The organism is Geotoga petraea, from assembly GCF_900102615.1.
Classification (GTDB): Bacteria; Thermotogota; Thermotogae; order Petrotogales; family Petrotogaceae; genus Geotoga; species Geotoga petraea.
Map to the genome: position 1 here is coordinate 225,269 of NZ_FMYV01000002.1, position 19,248 is coordinate 244,516.

Consider the following 19,248-nt stretch of genomic DNA (forward strand, 5'->3'; position numbering starts at 1 on the left):
ATGGACATAAATGGAAAGATTTCAGAAGAGTTAAACGTTAATAAGAAACAAGTAAATAGCACTATTAAACTTCTTGAAGAAGGGAACACAGTTCCTTTCATAAGTAGATACAGAAAAGAAGCTACAGGGAACTTAAATGAAGAACAAATAAGAAATATAGAAGAAAAATTCAATTATTATACGAAATTAGAAGATTACAAACAAACGGTTATTAAAAATATCAATGAACAAGGAAAATTATCAGATTCTTTAAGAGAAAAAATATTAAAATCTGAAAAACTTTCTGATGTAGAAGATTTATACCTTCCTTATAAAAAAAGAAAAAAAACTAAAGCTGATATTGCTGTAGAGAATGGACTAGAACCAGCTTCCATTAAAGTTATGCTTGGAGAAGATATAGATGACGAGTATTTAAAAAATTTTATAAATGACAATTTCAAAAGTAAAGATGATATAAAAGAAGGTATTGGAAATATAATTGGTCAAAGCTTTGCTCATGACAAAGAAAATAGAGATTATTTTAGAAATCTATTTTTCAAATTTGGTAGAATTTCTACAAATAAAAAAAAGAAATTTAAAGAAGAATTTACAAAATACGATGTTTATGACAATTTTTCCCAGCTTGTAAAAGCAATTCCAGATTATAGAGTTTTAGCTATTAATAGAGGTGAAAAAGAAAATATTCTCTCTGTTAAAGTTGTGTTAGAAGAAGAAAAATATAAAAGCAAAATAAAAGAATTTCTAAAAGGCAAAAAGTTAAATGATGAAATAATTAGCATGGGGTTAAACTATGGACTAAAAAATATGTTACTTCCTTCGTTGGAAAGAGAAATCCGACAGACATTAACTGTAAGAGCAGAAGAAAATTCAATTTCTCTATTTTCTGAAAATTTAAAACAACTATTATTAACTCCGCCATTAAAAAACAAAAGAATTTTAGCAATGGATCCGGGTTTTAGAACAGGTTGTAAAGTAGTTGCTTTAGATGAATACGGTAATCTACTTGAAAACACTACCATTTTTCCTGTTGAACCAAAAAATGAAGTAGAAAAATCAATGAAGATTATAGATAAAATAATTGATCACCATAAACTCAATTTGATAGTAATAGGTAACGCCACTGCTTCAAGAGAAACACAACAGTTCATAGTTCAATATATAAAACAATACGATAAGAATTTAAAATATATTTTTGCAAACGAATCTGGAGCCTCAGTTTATTCTGCTTCTAAGCTTGCAAAAAAAGAGTTCCCAGATAAAGATGTTACAGTTAGAGGTGCTGTTAGCTTAGGGAGAAGAGTACAAGATCCTTTGGCTGAATTGGTTAAAATAGATCCAAAATCAATTGGCGTTGGCCAATATCAACATGATGTTGATCAAAAAAGTTTAAAAGAAAAGCTAAGAAACACTGTTGAATCAGTTGTTAACAACGTAGGAGTTAACGCTAATACTGCCTCTTATGCATTATTAGAACATGTATCAGGACTTAATAGTAATATTGCCAAAAAATTAGTTGAATATAGAGAAAAAAACGGTCCATTCAAAGAAAGAAAGGATATTTTGAATGTAAAAGGTATAGGGGCAAAATCATTTGAACAGGCCGCGGGTTTTTTAAAGATATATGGTGGAATTAATCCTTTAGAAATAACCAGCATCCATCCTGAATCTTATGAAATAGCTGAAAAATTATTAAATCATATTGGATTTAAAAAAGATGACATTTTGAATAAAAATGATGAAATAAGAAGTAATTTAATTTCTTTTTTAAATGATGAAAATCGAATTAATGAAATGAGTGAATCTTTAAATACTGGAATATACACATTGAAAGACATTATAAATGACTTACTTAAACCTGGAAGGGACCCAAGAGATGAATTACCACAGCCAATACTCTTTGACGATATTTTAAATTTTGAAGATCTTAAAGAAGGTATGAAACTTGAAGGTAAAGTAAACAATATAACTGACTTTGGTGCATTTATTGATTTAGGCATAAAAGAAAATGGATTAATACATAAATCAAATATAGCAGAAAAATTTGTTAAACATCCATCTGAATATTTAAGTATAAATCAAATAGTAACTGTTGAAATTATAGAAATTGATCCCCAAAGGAAAAGAATTAGTCTTAAACTTATTAAATAAAAAAGGACAGCTTTAACGCTGCCCTTTTACTATTTTCATTATTTTACTTTTTCTTTCAAATCTTTACCTGCTACAAATTTAGGAACCTTTCTTGCAGGAATTTTAATTGACTTACCAGTTTGAGGATTAACTCCTTTTCTGGCTTTTCTGTCTTGCACTTTAAATGTGCCAAAGCCAACTAATTTAACTTCTTCCCCTTTTGAAAGTTGTTCTGATACTACCTCAACAAAGCTATCAACAAAAGATTCTGCCATTTTTTTTGTAGTTGAAGCTTTTTCAGATAAAGTATCTACTAGTTCTTTTTTGTTCACTGAAAATTCCCCCTTTCGATAGATTGAAAAACCTATTTAATTCCTTCTGAAATTTTATAAAATTTTGATATAATTCTAACTCTTTTATCCTTAATAAGAGTATTAAGAAGCTCTTGATTGTTTTTCATATAATGTTTGTTATTTAACAAGTCAATATGCCCAAATGATTCTTTATTTTCATTTTCATCCGAAAGATAAAGTCTTGCTTTTGAATGTTTATACCAAGGATTAATTTGTATCATATAGTCATATTGAAGTTGATTAATCAATTCTGTTATTTTAGCTCTTCTATTAAAAACTTCTTTGTTTGCTTTAATAATTAGGTCTTTTAGTAATTCAGGTTTTTCAAAAGAATCAAAAAGATATATTTCTTTGTTTTCTTCATCTGTAATAAAATTTTTTTGGTCTTTTATTATAAAATCTGAAAATTCATTTCTATTTAAATTAAACTTTAAAGAAGTAATCGCATCGCTTACTTTTGTAATATTATAAATAAATAAGTCAAGATTCTCAATGAACTCGAATGAATTTTTTATATAAAAATCTTTTTTATGGTCACCAAAATTTTTTGCTTTTGCAGATATAAATATTTCACTCATAATTATCACTTAATATTTTAAATCTATAAAAACCTAAAAAATTTTTATTCTCTTTGTTTGCTATCCATGAAGGATCTGCGTATTTCAAATCTTCAAAATTTGTCAATCTTAGTTCTCCTGGATTATTTTCAGATATTGGTCCAGTATGGTAGATAACATACCTTTCCCTATTTTGTTCAATATATACCATGAGATGATAAGGATATTCTATGTCATAAGGATGAAAAAAAGCTAATATATCACCAGTTTTGATATTAACAATATTACTACCTAAGTAATCCATGTTAAATTCTACAAGGTATCTTGCTGAAGCAAAATTTGAATAATTTTTTTTGACAAAAATATCTTCTCCTAAATAAAAAATGTCTGTACCTATAAAGGGTATTTCAGGATAATTGTATTTTTTAATATCTTTAAAAATATTCCCTTTATAACCAGTCTCTTTTATCCAAGTTTGATCATGTTTTTTGAGAGATTCTTTGTATGCATATCTTATCAAACCAGCACAATCAGAATAGCTATCAGGAATTTTCATATCATTATTCACAACATTAATTATTATATTAGAGAACCATAGATAAAAAGATTTTGAATCTTCTATATTTAACTCTAAAATGTCTAAATAATTATTATTATTATGATCATTAAGTTCTATTTTATATATGTCATTATAATCGTAAAATATTATATATACAAAAATAATAATACTTAACATTAACAAAATTATTGTTAAACTTTTTAATGTGTTTCTTTTATTCATAAAATCGCCCTTTAAATAAATCATATATATTATACATGTTTTTTTTTATATTTCAAAATGCTATAAACAGCTTGTTATAAAAGATATTTTTTAATATAAACGATTTATTGCTTATTTATTAACTATATCTATAATTAATGAAATAATAGATTAATATTTTTATTATATTTCAGAAAATATTTATATAACCTTTTTATATGTGTTGCCACAATTTTTACATAAATAAACTTTTATCTTGTATTTTTTCTTAGCTTTCATCCTTCTTTTAGTTACAAAGATCATTTTGTTATTACAGTTAGGACATTTTTCTCCAAGAACTTTTTTGTTTATCACAAAAATCACCTACCATTCTATCAATTAACTTTTTGTTCAAATTTTTATGTTATTATTTAATTTGAAAATATTTTAGGAGGTTATCATGAGTGAGATAATATTAGGAATTATACAAGGTTTTACAGAATTTCTACCTGTTTCTTCCTCTGGACATTTAACGATTTTTTCAGAATTTATTAGTTTTGAACAAGATCCTTCATTTTTTGCTTTACTACATTTGGCTACATTTTTTGCCGTATTTATTTTTGTTTTTAAAGAAATAAAAGACATTTTAATTGGTATTTTCAAGCTAGATTCCGAAATATTATCTTTAGTTTTTAAACTTATCGTTTCAACAGTTCCGGCAGTTCTTGCTGGTTTTCTTTTAGAAGACTTTTTTAAAAATATGTTTAATTCCGTGGATATGGTAGCTACATTCTTAATTATAACATCTATAATGATGTTTTTATCAGACTTTTTTAATAATAATCAAAAGGATATGAAAAATATTAGTTATAAAACTGCATTAATCATTGGTTTATTTCAAGCTTTTGCAATTCTACCTGGAATTTCACGAAGTGGAGCTACTTTATTTGCAGCTTTAATGTTAGGCATGACAAAAAAGTCCGCGGTTAAGTATTCATTTTTAATGAGTCTTCCAGTAACATTTGGAGCCGGGATTTTAGAAATTGGAAAGGTGGATATGTCTTTAAATGTAATATTCGGTGCTATAGTGGCATTTTTATCTGGTTTAATAGGGTTAGTTTTGGTTAAAAAAAGTGTTATTAATGGAAAACTCAAAATATTTTCATTATATACTCTTGTATTAGCAATATTTACATACATTTATTTTTAATAAGGGGGAAAATATGAATACTATAAAAAATTTTATACTTGGAATATTGATGGGAATAGCCAATTTAGTTCCAGGAGTGAGTGCTGGAACAATAGCAATAATAAGTGGTAAGTATGATGACATTTTAACTTCTGCTTCTGAATTTTTATCCCTTAAATTTTCAAAGAAAATTTTATTGTTATTAGTGCCTTTATTTTTAGGTCTTATAATAGCAATATTTTCTTTCTCTAGTCTTATTATTTTATTACTTGACAATTACGAATTGTATTTGATGAACATCTTTGTTGGACTTATATTAGGCGGGTTATTTTTAATCTTCAAGGAAATTGATATTAAAAACACAGCTAATTTAATCTCTTTTATATTATCTCTTGTTATATTCAGTTTAATATTCTTTTTCATGAATGGAAGTGCAGAAAATAATGTAAATTTTATAAATCTATTTTTTGGAGGTATAATTGGAGCTTCAGCTATGGTTTTACCGGGGATAAGTGGATCATCTATGCTTTTAATAATGGGAGTTTATGAGCCTATATTACAAGGTGTTTCAGATCTTGATTTTTCAATTTTATTACCCGTTGCAGCGGGAATAGTTTTTGGAATTATCTTCATAGTTAAACTACTTAGTTATTTGCTTAAAAATTATTATCAAATTATTATGTCCATATTACTGGCTTTAACTCTAAGCGGTGGATTAAAAATTTTACCTTTAACAGACAATTATTTTAGCTATCTTTTTATAATACTTGGTATAATATTTGGAATTCTCTTAGAAAATTTCTTTAAAATTAACAAGAGAGCTTAATAAAGCTCTCTTGTTTTTATATAATTAATTATCTCATAATAATCCATTTTTCTATACTCACTATATCCCTCTTCATTTTTGAAATCATTTAAAAGGTATAAAATAACCCCTTCTTGCTCATAGCTGGTTAAATCAGTTTTCTCCGTTAAGTAATAATGTAATATTTCATGGTTAACTGTTTTTCTAACGTCTAATAGATTATCAAAATATTTGAAAGGCGTTATAATTATATACTTTTTTCCGTCGATTACTAATAATGCCCCATTATAATAACTGTATGGCAAATTGGTTAATTGCGTGAATTCATTTAAAGTTTTTGTTTCAATTACTTGCATACTTATCTTTTTATATCCCAAGTCGTCAAGGATTTTCAATATTTTGCTTTCTTTATTTATAAATCTATCGGAAGAATAAACATCATAAGAAAAACCAAAAATAATTATAATAAAATAGATTGAAATGAAAAATTTTTTCATCATTCTACCTTTAAAATTGTTTTTGTATTTATTCCATAAGAATTTGGTAGGTACATGTTGTATCCAAAGTCTGGTTTTATATAATATTCTCCTGTTGAAAGTATTTTAAAATAGTAATCATAATCACCTGAGTTATAGTAATCATTGAAAAATGTGATTTTATTTTTTCTAAAATTATACGATGTGTATGAATAACTCCAATCAGAGTACCAATAATTGTAGTATTTACCAGAATCAGTTATCCTTTTTTCTTGATAATTTTCTAATAACTGAGAATTAGATGGTATATAGCTTTCAATTGTTAAGTAGTTTTTTATGTTAGAATCGATTTTTATTTCTGATTTTAAAATATCTCCAGATTTTACTTTTATCTTTTCTTTATTGTAATTAATTTTGTAAATTCCTTCTATATCTGTCCAGCTATTGTTCCCAGAAAATTTTAAACCACCATAAAAAGTTATTTCACCATTTTTATCCTCTTTTATCTTTTTCGATACCATAGGAACTCTTTCATATAAAGTAAGGTCTTCTTCATTAAATATAAAGGTCTTATCTCCAAAAAGGTACAATTCTTCGTTTAAAGTATCCAAACTAAAAATATCATCACTTAACTCAATATCATATTGGTTAAATTTTAAATATTTTTCCCCATCTTTTTTGAACAAATAAGTAAAATTACCTTTATGATAAGTCATAGACAAGACATTAAGATCATTTTTGTATAACAAGCCACTCTCATATTTAAAAAGGTTATTTTTTGTATCAATCACATAAATTTCATCCTTATGAATCATAACTTCTTTTGCATTTTCTATTTTTTCCCCGAAAACGTATAGCGTTAAATCTTTATAGGTATAGTATATATTATCACTGTATTTAAAATCCTCATCTTTTAGATAAATGTACTCATGGTCTGTTTTTTTCAAAATGGTGTCTTTAGATATATATTTAATATTTTCGACGTTAAAATCTTTAGAAATATCAATAAAATAGTCTACTATGTAAACATCATGACCCTTATATAACTTAGTACTAAACTTTTTATAAAAATTTTTGTTGATAACCATATTTGATAAGTTTTCCTCAATCTTTTCATTTGAAAATATCTCAATTAAACCTTTATTTCTAATAACAGAACTTTTTGTGACTTCATGGAAATCAGACTCATTGTCTGATAAACTGAGATAGTTCTTTGCTTCTAAAATGGCTCTTAAAGCTATAGCAGTATCTTTTGTAGAATACCAATAATATCCTGATCTAAGATTAACAATAGTGTTCATTAACTTTATAATTGATTCATCCTTATACCCATTTTTAATCATACTTAAAAGTAAATAAGAGTTTAATTCTAAATCTGTATTATAATAATTGTTAAATTCAAAAGCTATCATATCTTTATTCTCTTCTATTTTTTCCAAAAGTAATTCAAAAGCATTTTTATCATAAAGTGACATGAATAACAAATCTATTTTTTCTACCTTATTAAGAGGTAAGTTAATAGCTGAATCATATAAATTCAAAACATAATTTTGATAACCGGATATTGTATTCGAACTCAAATAATTCAAACCATTATTAACAACTTGTTGACTAACTTGATAACCATATTGTTGGATAATATGAAAAGCTTCTAAAACATACGTTGTCATTAAAAGATTTGATTTTTCTGAGTTCATCCACCATCCCCAGCCTCCATCAGATCTTTGATATTTGTATAAAATTTGAAGTGATGAAGTAACTTTTTTATCTATGTCATCTATCTCATAGCCATTTTTATCTGCTACTAAAAGAGGTATTAATGTTGAAACTGTTTGTTCAGTACATCTATATTCATATTCATCTAAAAATTTTATATTGTCTTTAATTATGTTTTCAACTGAAAATTTTCTCCAACTATCACCTTTTTTTACTTTTACTTCTTGCATATCAGAATCAATAATCTTTACAAAATTTTGATTTATATCATTGGCATATACATCAATAGGTAGTTTTACTATATCATCCTCAAAATCAAATATTAGATTATCCTTACCAACTGCTATAGCCTTGAGATCAAACGACACTATTTTTGTTTCATTTGGATCTAATTGAATTTCTCCTTCAGACTTATTTATAGAAACAGATTTTTCTTGATTGTATATTTTGTAAGAAATATTCTTGGTTTTGGTAGAATTGTTTGTAACCGATAATTTCAAAGTCATTGTATCGTTTAAAGAAATGTTTTCTGGAATATACGGAGTAACATAAAACTCCTTTTTAGAAGTATAATTAATCTTTTTGTCCTCTATTTTTTCGGAATTTATACCTAATACATTTACTCTCCACCTTGTTAAACTATCTGGATTTTTGAATTTAATTTCTTTTTCTCCATCAACTTCTATAAAAGGTATCCACAAAGCATTCTCTGGGAAGTATTCTCTAACATTTTCATTCGCTCTTGATCCCTTGTAAGAAGCAAAAACATGAGAATCCTCCGTAGACAATTCAGATAGCCTCCTAACGTAAAAGTATTCTTCTCTTCCTGATAACAAGATATTCGAAGAATATAGCTCTGGATAAAGAGAATCTTTCATATCGTAATTATCTTCATACACATCGTATAAAGCGTCGTCTACAACAGAAATATTGTAAATACTTTTTTCAGGAGATTTTATTTTTATAGTTACTTCTTCTCCTGGTTTATATACATCTTTTTCAATTGATAAATCAAAATTATAATTTATGTTCTCTTTTGTCATAATGGCTTTAGAACTTTTATAAACATTGCCTTGATAAATTCCAATAACCTCTACAAATACATTTCTTTCTAAAATCTTTTCAGGTAGCTCAAATTCATATTTATTTTTATCTTTTTTTAATTCTTTTTTTTCATATACATTTAAACCAGATAAGTAAATATATCCCGTCATATCTTTCGGCTTATTAATATTCACTTCATAAGTTTTAGAATTTATTTTATTTGTTTCTATAGATAGCTCTACTTGATCTTCATTAGGAGATATATTTAGATAAAAGCTTTTAATAGTGTCTTTATAAGAAAATTCTATTGTATAAAATCCATTGGATAGATTCTCAATAGAAAAATCACCCAGTCCGTTTTGTACCTCTATAGATTCTTTTTGAATTATTTTTTCATTATACTGTTCGTTTTCATATACGTCTTTTTTAATAGTGAGGTCTACAAAACCAGAAATTGTATTTCCCTCTCTATCTTTCAAAGAAAGTCTATAACCATTGTTGAGTTTTAAATAAAAATCTTCTTTGCCTAAAATTTCAATATTGTATTTACCTTTGAGAACTTCAACATAATCTCTCTTTTCCATTTGCTTTTGTGATTGGTCAATCGAAATTATTTCAAGAGTGTAATATCCATCTTCTTTAATATCAACACCTATTGGGATATTTAATACTCCATTTTCATTAGTGAATGATTTTCCATCATAAACAAGTCTATCTCTATTCATTGGATAACGTCCATAATAAACATAATATTTAATTTCTGCATTAGAAACAGGATTTCCATCATAATAATTCAGCTCAATTTCATAATCAATTGTATCCTTGTTGTAGTAAACATCATCTCTATTTATCTCAATTTCATAAGTTGGTTTCTCATAATTTTCCACAATAAAACCTGTATTTTTAACTTCTTCATTTGTTTTTATTGTGACAGAATAATATCCAAAAGGTGCACTTTCTGAAATATAATAACTATCTGTATAAATTCCTAAATTATTTGTGGTTATTTCTTTTTCTACAAGTTTGTTCCCCGCTGGATCAGAGATGAAATAGCTCATTTTTTCATTTGGTTTTAACACATAATAATTTTCATTTCTGACGAAAGAATATATATTGAATTTAACTTCTTGATCGTTTTTGTAAATAGGTTTATCTTTTAAAAATTCAATGGGATTATTAGGATAATTATTTCTATAATAATAGAAATTTTTAAAAGCTATCCCTTTCTTACTTTTGACATAAATTTCACTTATATTTTCTATTTCATAATTTAAAACCTTTTTATCGTTTAAAATAGTAGTTTTTCCATTTTCAGTTTTAATGTATATATCTGAATTAACTTGATTTCCATTTTTGTCTCTCATATCAAGAAACAAATTCTTGCCGTCATAAAAAGCTATAAAATTAAGATCAGAAACCAAAAATGAATCAGAAGATATTATCTCGTTATTTTTAATGAATTCAACAAAGTACAATCCTATTTCATTTACAGTAAATTTCTCGTCTATGTTCCCTTCACTATTTGCATTTAATATCTTGGTTTTGTATACTTTTCTTTCTTGATTTTCAACTTCTCTATTCATAATAACGTTTATATCATTTTCTATATTATAGACTTTCATAAAGACCTGTTTTTCGTTGTATCCTTTAATAAAAATTGGATCACCAGAATTCAAGACGTTTTCACCTTGTAAATAAACGTAAGAAAATCCTAAACTAATAATTATAAGAAAAATATTAACTAACAAGATTTTTTTCATATTTCCCATCTCCCTTATATAATAAATATCTTTTCTCTTTCTATAAATCTATTCAAATAATTTATCAAAGAATTTATTGCAGTTTCTTTTTCTTTTAATGGATATGTAGCTATGGAATCTATGACCTCAAAATTATTAAAAATTATTGGCGAATTAGAATGCTTTTTTAAATTTTTTAAATATACATTTGGAATTCTAAAAAAACCTATGCTTAAGTCTCTTATAAATTCATGATTTAAAAAATTAAAGATTTTATCGATTAGTAGTTTATACTCTTTTAAAAAATCACCTTCAATTATTATAGGATCAATAGATAATCTAACTTTAATTCCCATATCTTGAACCTTCTTTATTGAAACCAGCCTTTCATCTAAATTAGCTGTTTTCTTTTCATATTTTTCTATAAACTTTTGTGGGTTTAATGTCCAGGCAGGTATAACATTATCAATATTTTTATTTGAAAGAACATTATGAAAGATATTTGATTTTGTTCTAATTTCCATCTTAATATTACTTAATTCATTTATTTTGTTAATCCATTCACCTATAAAAGGATATATATTTTCAAAAATTGGTATATCTGTATCATATCCATAACTCAAATAAATATTCTTGTAAGATTTTGATATTTTTTCTATTTCATAGAAAAATTCTTCTATATTTACAAAAACCACTATATTACTTGATGGATACATACCACCTAAATAACAGTATTTACAGTCAAAAAGACAGTTAATTATATTGTTAGCATAAAAAAAAGCAGAATTGTTGAAATCGTGACACATTTTACTTCCTTGATAGATAAAATTATCTTTTTTTTCAGCAATTATGATTTTTTGAGATTGTTTTTGAATTGAAAAATTTTGATCGAACCCAGAAAACACTTCCTTGTAATCATCAATATAAATTACTTTAGAATCTTTAAACTTAGATAAAATATTTTTTGTAATGTAATTATTAGCGACTTGTTTTTCCACATAAATATGCGAAAAACTACGATTTAATAATTTGCTCAAAATAACAATTCCTTTCTCTCTTATTATTAAATTCTTTTTTAATTATTTCATCCAATAAGTTGTTTATTTCTTTTCCATCTAATAAAAATTGGTATAATTTTTTAATAATTAGATCTTTTTGAACTTTGGTGAAATTACTTTTAATCATAGAGCTTTTTATGTATTTGAGTTCTTTTATTTTATAAATTTTCTCCTGCTCATCGCTTATATTATATAACTTTTCAAATGTTTTATCTAATCCATCATTTAAATCTATATTTTTTAAATCAAAATTGTTTTTACCATTATCACTGATTTTTTTTATCATAAAAATGTTTTGTCTATCAAAAAACTTTCTTGATATTTGATAAAAGGCATAGCCTTCCATATCGTACAACATATTCTTTTCCATTTCATTATTTTCAACAGGTTTTGGCATTGTTACTAAACTTCTTTCTTGTAATCCCAAATCGTAAGTCAAGTCAAAGTACATATTTTTATTTAAGCAAAAGTCCTTTACTGTATTAATCCTAAAAATATTGTTTACATATTTTATTTCTTTTGTAGCAGCAAATCCATAATTTAATATTAGGTCATTTTTTTGAGGCTCAAATAATCTACAGATATAAGAAATGGAGGAGCTTACATTGTAAGCTCCTATGCCTGATATTATTAATTTAATTTTTGTATTCTCATAAATATCAAAAAAATAGTCTTTTATCTTTACTAAATTTTCTTTTATAAATCTTTTTTCTTGTTTAGAAGATACTACAACATAAATCATGGTAACTCCTCAAAATAATTGTTTTGATTGGCTTTTTGGTTTTTCATCATAAGTTTTTATGTTGCCTTCATAAAAAATATTCAAATGTGTATCGTCATTAAAAATATTGTTTAAGGCAACTTTTATATCATTTTTATACTTGTTAATCAATTCATATTCCAAAGATTGATCCTTTTTAATTTTTATAATAAATTCATTACCTTCCAATTTATACTCGGAATATTTGAGAGCATAAACTATAGCTAAGTTAATTTTTTTCTGATTTTTAGTGAAATAATCAAAAATTTGAGTTACATTTTTATCGATTTTCTTTTCTTCGGCAGGATCTGACTCAAATGTATCCAAATTGCTTTCTGATTGTTTTTCCATCTTTTTTTCATCTATATTAGATAGATTAAAAGAAAATGTCGCCACCATAGTCTCAAAAACAAGCTTAGTGTTTTCACTGTATTTGAGTTCTTTATGTATTTTTTGAAGATTTTCAAGTATATAGAAATATTTGTCATTTTTATCATTTCCTATAATTGTTATTATTTTTTCCATACTTTCTTCAACTAACAACTCAGGATCTTTACCAAGGTTAAATATTTCATTTGAAATTTCAAGTATTTCATCTATGTCAGAATTGTATATTGCGTTTATAAAATTCATTATATACTGTTCATCATAAATACCAAGTATATTGACTATATCTTGTTTAGTTATTTCTTTATCAGAAAATTTCATTACTTGTTCTAAAAGAGATATAGCATCTCTCATTCCACCTTTTGCTTTTCTTGAAATAAGATTTATTGCTTGATCTTCAATATTTATTTTTTCATTTTCAGAAATTAATTTCAAATTATCAGAAATATCAACTTCTGATAAATTTCTAAAATTTAATAATTGTGACCTGGATATTATTGTGTCAGGAATCTTTTCCAAGTTGGTAGTAGCTAAAACGAATATAACATGCTCAGGTGGTTCTTCTAATGTCTTTAACAATGCATTGAAAGCTTCTTTTGTTAGCATATGAATTTCATCAATGATATAGACTTTATATTTACCTTTCACAGGTCTGTAATTAGCAGAATCTCTTATCTGCCTTATTTCATCTATACCTCTATTTGATGCAGCATCTAATTCTATAACATCCATAAAATTATTTTCGTTTATTGCCTTACAATTAGAACATTCATTGCAAGGATTTGATCCATTGGGATTTTCACAATTTACAATTTTTGACAATATTCTTGCAGTTGTAGTTTTTCCAGTACCTCTTGGCCCAGAAAAAATATAGGCATGAGATATGTTTTCATTTTTAACTGCATTTTTAAAATATCTTTTTATGTGTTCCTGTCCAAATATTTCATCAAAAATCATAGGTCTATAAACTCTATATAAACTTTGTTTCATATCAATCCCTCACTTTATAAGGTTTTTCTTCTTGCCTTAGAAAATCTAATTTAATAGATTTTTTTTCAATAATATTTTTAATCGGTTCAATTTTTTCCTCGTCAATTGATATTTCAAGATAGACATTTTCAGTAAATTTCGTCTCTATTATTTCCCATCCAATTTCTCTTTTCAATAATCTTTCTATTTCTGCGTGTTGTGAGTAATCAGTAACAATTCCATAAATAAAGGCGTTTCGATATTCAACTATTTTTGAGTTTTTAACAGTTTCAAAAGTTGTCTTAGAATAGGCATCAATTAGACCTCTTACTCCTAATTTAACACCACCAAAAAAACGGGTTACAACGCAAACAATGTTGTTCAAATTCATTTTTTGAATTTCACCAAAAATTGGTTTCCCTGCGGAACCAGATGGTTCACCATTATCAGTGTAGTTGAAATACTCTCGATTTTCATCAGTTACAAAATAGGCCCAACAATTGTGATTGGCATTTTTATACAATTCGCTTATCGATTTTATAAATTCTTTAGCCTGTTGCTCAGAGTTAACTTTAGAACAGTTACCAATAAATTCTGATCTTTTAATGTTTATTTTTGTTTCTTTATTTTTTAATATGGATTTGTATGGCATTATTTGATCTTCTTTATTTCAAACTTAGTATTAAAGTTTTTTATATTAAGATAAGAAGCTGCCGAGCCTTTGTAAATTGAAATTTCTAAATAATTAGAACTGTCAAAATGCATTAATAATTTATCGTCACCACATTCCGAATAATATTCTTTATAGTTTAAAGGATATTCTTTACCTTCAAAAGAAATAACATAACTACTATGTTTGTCAAAATTAAATGTATTATTATTCTCAACATCTGTTTCTAAATTTCCAAAACTATCTTTATACAAAAAATGTCCTATTATATTATTTTTATTGTAGAAAGGATTTTTTATATTCAGCTCATTAATTTTTAAAAGCTCGTTTCCAAAATATTTAAAATTTATGTTTTTTGATAGATAAGCTGCAAATGCTCCAAAAATATCTCTACCATGAAAAGTGTTACTTTCTTTCCAAAAATAGTTTTTGTTATTTAATTCAATAATCTTATTAATTCCATATTTTCTTTTAACCTGAGTTAAAATTCCATTGTCAGGGGCTATAAAATAATATTTTGGTTGATTTGTTTCTACTAAAATGGCTTTTCTTGAACTCCCTACAGTTGGATCGATAACAACCAAAAATATTGTATTTTCTTGAAATTCTTTGGACGCTCTTAGCAAAATGTGTGAATAGGAATAAATATCATATTTTCCCATATTATGCGTAATATCTATTATCTCAGCATTTTTATTTATATTTTTTATTACTGATTTTACAGAAGAGACATAATAACTATCTTCTCCCCAATCTGTAATAAAAGCTATCATATAAAATCACTACCTTTTATTTTTTATATACATCAATGTATAAGATGAAATCAAAAATACCAAACCAAATGTCAATAAATATATAATTTCTTTTGATATATTGTCCATTGAATATCCCAAAATAGAAAGTTTTCTCCAAGATTCTATAGAATATTTAATCGGTAAAAAATTAGAGAATTGTAATACTATAGAATCTTTTGGTATAGGTATTAATACATCTCCAAACAAGACTAATCCTCCCGTTAAAGCCGTTAAAAAAAATGATGTTGACTTTGAATTACTTGTTATACTTGATATAAGGATTCCTAAAGATGTATAAACAAATACATTTAAAGAGATAATCAACAATATGTTTATTTCTGATGCAACAGAAGTAACTCCAAAAGCCCTATAAATGTACCAAGAATAAATACTTGCTACAAGGCCAATTAAAAAATAAGCTATAAATTTAAAGCCAATAAACTCATAAATTTTTAAACCATTAGCCCTATAGATATCAAACAATCCATTCTCCTTAGTTTGTGAAATACTATTACCAATGCCAATCATTGAAAATAAAAGGATCATAATAACAGCAACAACTGGAGAAAATATATCTTTAAATCCTAAACTTGAATTTTCTGAAAGTTTTAGTTCATTTGAATTAACTTGAGGGATTAACAACTTAATTTCTGGCTTTTTCCTATTTTCATCAACTGATATACCACCTTGAAGTAAAAAATTGGTAGTAGATCCACTTGACAACTCTGGTATACCACTTAATTCTTTGAACAAAGCGTCTACAATAGTATAAAAAGAAAAAGCATCCTGTAATTTATCCGGATTTGGAATAATATAAAGTTCGTTTTCTTCATAATTTCTAAGAGAATCTATAAAACCTTTCGGGATCATCAAAACTGAATCAAAATCTCGAGTTGCTATGAAACTCTGAAGTTCTTCCTCTGAATTAATTTCAACTGTATTATCCCATTTTAAAAACTGCTTCAAAAAAATAAAACCAAATCTACCTAAAAATGAATTATCTTGGTTATAAATACCAATTTTATGTTCTCCCATTAAATTTTCTGGATAAAAAGAAGCTCCTAAATAAGCTATAATAATCGGTATTAAAATTATCAAAACAAGCATTCCTGGGTTTCTAAATATTTTTTTTATTTCGAATATCGATAGTTTAAATATCTTCATTTTCTACCCCCATGTTATATCTATAAAAAGATCTTTTTCTTTTAAATGTTCTATTAGATTTTTATAATAAACATTTTCCTTTAATGTCTCTGAATCGCCAATTATTATAAGTTTTCTTTTTGATCTTGTTATTGAAACATTTAATCTTCTATAATCCTCTAAAAATCCAATATCAGAGTTTTCATTGCTTCTAACATTTGAAATAATAATAACTTCTTTTTCTCTACCTTGAAAACCATCAACAGTGCTAATTTCAGGAACTAAGTTGAATTTATTTTTTATTTTTTCTTCTATTAGCTCAATTTGATCAAAATATGGACTTATAATACCAATATTTTCTAAATCAAAATTTCTTTTTTTGAATTTTTCAAGAATTTCAACTATCACATCTGACTCAAAAATATTTCTTCTTGATTTTGAACCAAATTTTTGTTCTTCTTCTTTTTTATCAGATGCACTTGTGTTTAAAAAAACAACAGTTTTGTTGGGATCCAAAATATCATCATAATCGTCAATATTTATCAAATCTTTTATAGTATGATTTTTTACAGAATCGTCAGCTATTAATTCATTTCCATAAAAAAACTTGTTTGGAATTTCCATTATTTGCTCATTCATCCTGTACTGAATTTTCAACATGTAGGAATTCTCTGGATATTTATTTATCATTCTTTGAAAAAGTGTTTTAGATAGAACATCTTTAGCTTTGTCAGAAAGAATAGTAGGAGGTAATTGGTTATGGTCACCAGACATTATAAATTTTTTTGATTTAGTGACACTTATAAGACTTGATGGCTCCATAGATTGCGATCCTTCATCTATTATTGAAACATCAAAATTTTTATCTTCTAAAAAATCTGAACCAGCCGTAGCATTTGTAGTGATTATAATATCAGATTCTTCTATCACAGAATCTAAAGCAAATTCTTCTAAATCTTTAATATTCATGTATAATTCATCTATCATTTCATTGTATTTAATCCATTTAGCCATAGATTTCATTTTTTTTGGATTTATTCCTCTAAAAGACTTTTTGTTTCTTGCGTGTTTTTTTATCTGATCATCAGACATTCCGCGCCTTAAACTCGGATTTGGTTTTTTATACTTGTTTCTTGTTTCAATAAGTTCATTCATCTCTTCTCTCATTTTCTGAGCATTAATATAACTTTGTTTATTCTTAACGGCATTATAAATTAGCATATCTTTTATTCTTTCGCTAACCCTTGCAGGATGCCCTATCCTTATAATTTTAAAATTGTGAGGAATCTTTGTTAAATATTCAACCAAATTATCTGTAGCAACATTTGATTCTGCAGTTGCAAGTATTTTCTTACCTAATTTTGCTTCTTGCAATATTATTTCAGTTATTGTTCTAGTTTTTCCAGTACCTGGGGGGCCATATAATAAAAATAAATCATTTTCTTTAATAGATTTTTTTACAGCTTCTTTTTGAAATTTATTTAGTCTATCATCAAAAAAATCAATTTGACACTCTAAATTGTTTATAGTAGGCTTTTCTTTTTCCAACAAAATATTTTTGAGATTTTGAAAATATTCAGAATTATTTCTAAACCTTTTCAAGGCATCTTTCATTCTTGAATATGTGACATCATTAAAATATAAATCTAATCTTATATTCTTAAGTGCCCAATAAGGAACACCGCCTGCTACAACAACCTCAATATATCTATTTCCTATGTTTGTAACCGTTGCAAGATAATCAGATTTTAGTGGATCTCCTTTGCTTATCAAAACTTCATCTCCAACAGAGATATTAGTGTCTATATATTTTTTTCTACCATATTTTATTACTGTAAAACCACCTATTTCATATCCAGAAATCCTTCCATCAAGATTTAAAATTGCCCTTCCTTTTTCTTCTCTTTTTTTACCTGATATATTTTTTATTTCTGAAATAGTGGATTCGATTTCTGCTTTTCTTTCTTCTTTTATTGCCTGGTTAAAAGTCTCATAATATTTCTTTTCATCTATCATGCATTATCATCAAGGTAATTTGCTACCTTATATAGTAATCCTGGTTCTTCATAAAATGTCACAATTTCATCTTTAACAACGAAAAACAGTCCAAATGTTTCTAATTGCGGTTTATGCAAAGTTCTTAGTCTGCTGCTCGGCCAAAATAACTCCCATGTTTTTTGAAAATATGGTTCTTGTTCTTTTTCCAATCGAAACATACCATAATCGCTCAACTCATCATAACTTAAAAATCTGTTTATATCTCCAGTTTCCATTTTTACACTATAAGCAATGCCATCTTTTCCATATCCTAAAACAGCGCTTTTAAGGTTTTTTAGTTCATCTAAATTTTTTATTTGACCCAAACCAAAAAAGCAAAAAATAAAATTAAAAGTTTCAGGATCATAACCAGCTTGTTTTATAAAACTTTTTAATTCATCAATTTTTCTGTCTTCCATAGAAGCTAAATATAAAAGTGCAGAAGCTAAAGCGATATATATAAACAAAAATATATTTGAAACATCAATGATCACTAAAATAACCTGCATTGCCAACAACAAAGTTGATTCAATCATAAAATTAATAGCCCCTTTTCTTCTAATAACAAAATAAGAAATTATTAATAATAATAGAGATACCCCAAAAAACAGGTATCCTTGAATAAAAAATTGTAATAAGGGAATTAACCCAAATAAAACAGATAAAATTATATTCATTTAACCCA

General features: G+C 25.9%; 17 protein-coding genes. 3 read left to right on the forward strand and 14 right to left on the reverse strand.

Translation table 11 applies throughout. The features are described from left to right. Complete coding sequence (locus BLS00_RS03395) at positions 1–2,148, forward strand: Tex-like N-terminal domain-containing protein (protein ID WP_091402822.1); 2,148 nt, start codon at positions 1–3, stop codon at positions 2,146–2,148. 38 nt (positions 2,149–2,186) lie between these two features. Here BLS00_RS03395 and BLS00_RS03400 read toward each other — a convergent pair whose 3' ends face one another. The 4 genes from BLS00_RS03400 to BLS00_RS10900 form a co-directional block, all read right to left on the reverse strand. Then, positions 2,187–2,459, reverse strand: a complete 273-nt coding sequence (locus BLS00_RS03400; protein WP_091402824.1) for an HU family DNA-binding protein — start codon at positions 2,457–2,459, stop codon at positions 2,187–2,189. Positions 2,460–2,491: 32 nt separating this feature from the next. Beyond that, positions 2,492–3,058, reverse strand: coding sequence for a hypothetical protein (locus BLS00_RS03405; protein ID WP_091402825.1), 567 nt, complete (start codon positions 3,056–3,058; stop codon positions 2,492–2,494). Continuing rightward, entirely contained in the window at positions 3,051–3,818 is a 768-nt protein-coding gene (locus tag BLS00_RS03410; RefSeq protein WP_167848965.1) for a DUF1175 family protein, read from the reverse strand. The genes BLS00_RS03405 and BLS00_RS03410 overlap by 8 nt, the downstream gene beginning before the upstream one ends. A 180-nt stretch (positions 3,819–3,998) precedes the next feature. Further along, on the reverse strand, positions 3,999–4,160 hold the full coding sequence (locus BLS00_RS10900) for a hypothetical protein (protein WP_375338211.1): 162 nt from the start codon (positions 4,158–4,160) through the stop codon (positions 3,999–4,001). A 76-nt stretch (positions 4,161–4,236) separates the two neighbouring features. On the opposite strand from BLS00_RS10900, the gene BLS00_RS03415 reads away from it, so the two are divergent. Both BLS00_RS03415 and BLS00_RS03420 read left to right on the forward strand, forming a co-directional pair. Next, on the forward strand, positions 4,237–4,986 hold the full coding sequence (locus BLS00_RS03415) for an undecaprenyl-diphosphate phosphatase (RefSeq protein WP_091402829.1): 750 nt from the start codon (positions 4,237–4,239) through the stop codon (positions 4,984–4,986). Between the two features lie 13 nt (positions 4,987–4,999). Next, positions 5,000–5,791, forward strand: coding sequence for a DUF368 domain-containing protein (locus BLS00_RS03420; protein ID WP_091402830.1), 792 nt, complete (start codon positions 5,000–5,002; stop codon positions 5,789–5,791). Here the strand turns inward: BLS00_RS03420 and BLS00_RS03425 are convergent. From BLS00_RS03425 to BLS00_RS03470, 10 genes are read right to left on the reverse strand one after another with little or no spacing between them, the layout of a single operon-like run. Next, a complete protein-coding gene (locus BLS00_RS03425) occupies positions 5,788–6,267 on the reverse strand; it encodes a hypothetical protein (RefSeq protein ID WP_091402832.1) in 480 nt (159 codons plus the stop codon). The two genes, BLS00_RS03420 and BLS00_RS03425, sit on opposite strands and share 4 nt — an antisense overlap. Then, a complete protein-coding gene (locus tag BLS00_RS03430) occupies positions 6,267–10,766 on the reverse strand; it encodes an MG2 domain-containing protein (protein WP_176759827.1) in 4,500 nt (1,499 codons plus the stop codon). Before BLS00_RS03430 ends, BLS00_RS03425 begins: the two co-directional genes overlap by 1 nt. A 14-nt stretch (positions 10,767–10,780) precedes the next feature. Next, a complete protein-coding gene (locus BLS00_RS03435; RefSeq protein ID WP_176759828.1) occupies positions 10,781–11,743 on the reverse strand; it encodes an SPL family radical SAM protein in 963 nt (320 codons plus the stop codon). 16 nt (positions 11,744–11,759) lie between these two features. Further along, a complete protein-coding gene (locus BLS00_RS03440; protein ID WP_091402836.1) occupies positions 11,760–12,545 on the reverse strand; it encodes a hypothetical protein in 786 nt (261 codons plus the stop codon). A 9-nt stretch (positions 12,546–12,554) separates the two neighbouring features. Next, positions 12,555–13,940: a DNA polymerase III subunit gamma/tau gene (gene dnaX, locus BLS00_RS03445; protein ID WP_091402838.1), complete on the reverse strand. Its 1,386-nt coding sequence runs from the start codon at positions 13,938–13,940 to the stop codon at positions 12,555–12,557. A gap of 1 nt (position 13,941) precedes the next feature. Beyond that, positions 13,942–14,571 (reverse strand): IMPACT family protein, encoded by a 630-nt coding sequence (locus BLS00_RS03450; RefSeq protein WP_091402839.1) that lies wholly within the window; start codon positions 14,569–14,571, stop codon positions 13,942–13,944. Beyond that, positions 14,571–15,362 carry an SAM hydrolase/SAM-dependent halogenase family protein gene (locus tag BLS00_RS03455; RefSeq protein ID WP_091402841.1) on the reverse strand — a complete coding sequence of 264 codons (792 nt, stop codon included), beginning with the start codon at positions 15,360–15,362 and terminating at the stop codon, positions 14,571–14,573. Before BLS00_RS03455 ends, BLS00_RS03450 begins: the two co-directional genes overlap by 1 nt. A gap of 9 nt (positions 15,363–15,371) precedes the next feature. Beyond that, positions 15,372–16,547 carry an ABC transporter permease gene (locus BLS00_RS03460; protein WP_091402842.1) on the reverse strand — a complete coding sequence of 392 codons (1,176 nt, stop codon included), beginning with the start codon at positions 16,545–16,547 and terminating at the stop codon, positions 15,372–15,374. A gap of 3 nt (positions 16,548–16,550) precedes the next feature. Continuing rightward, on the reverse strand, positions 16,551–18,542 hold the full coding sequence (locus tag BLS00_RS03465) for an IGHMBP2 family helicase (RefSeq protein WP_091402844.1): 1,992 nt from the start codon (positions 18,540–18,542) through the stop codon (positions 16,551–16,553). After that, positions 18,539–19,240 (reverse strand): hypothetical protein, encoded by a 702-nt coding sequence (locus BLS00_RS03470; protein WP_091402846.1) that lies wholly within the window; start codon positions 19,238–19,240, stop codon positions 18,539–18,541. Before BLS00_RS03470 ends, BLS00_RS03465 begins: the two co-directional genes overlap by 4 nt. Positions 19,241–19,248 lie beyond the last annotated feature (8 nt).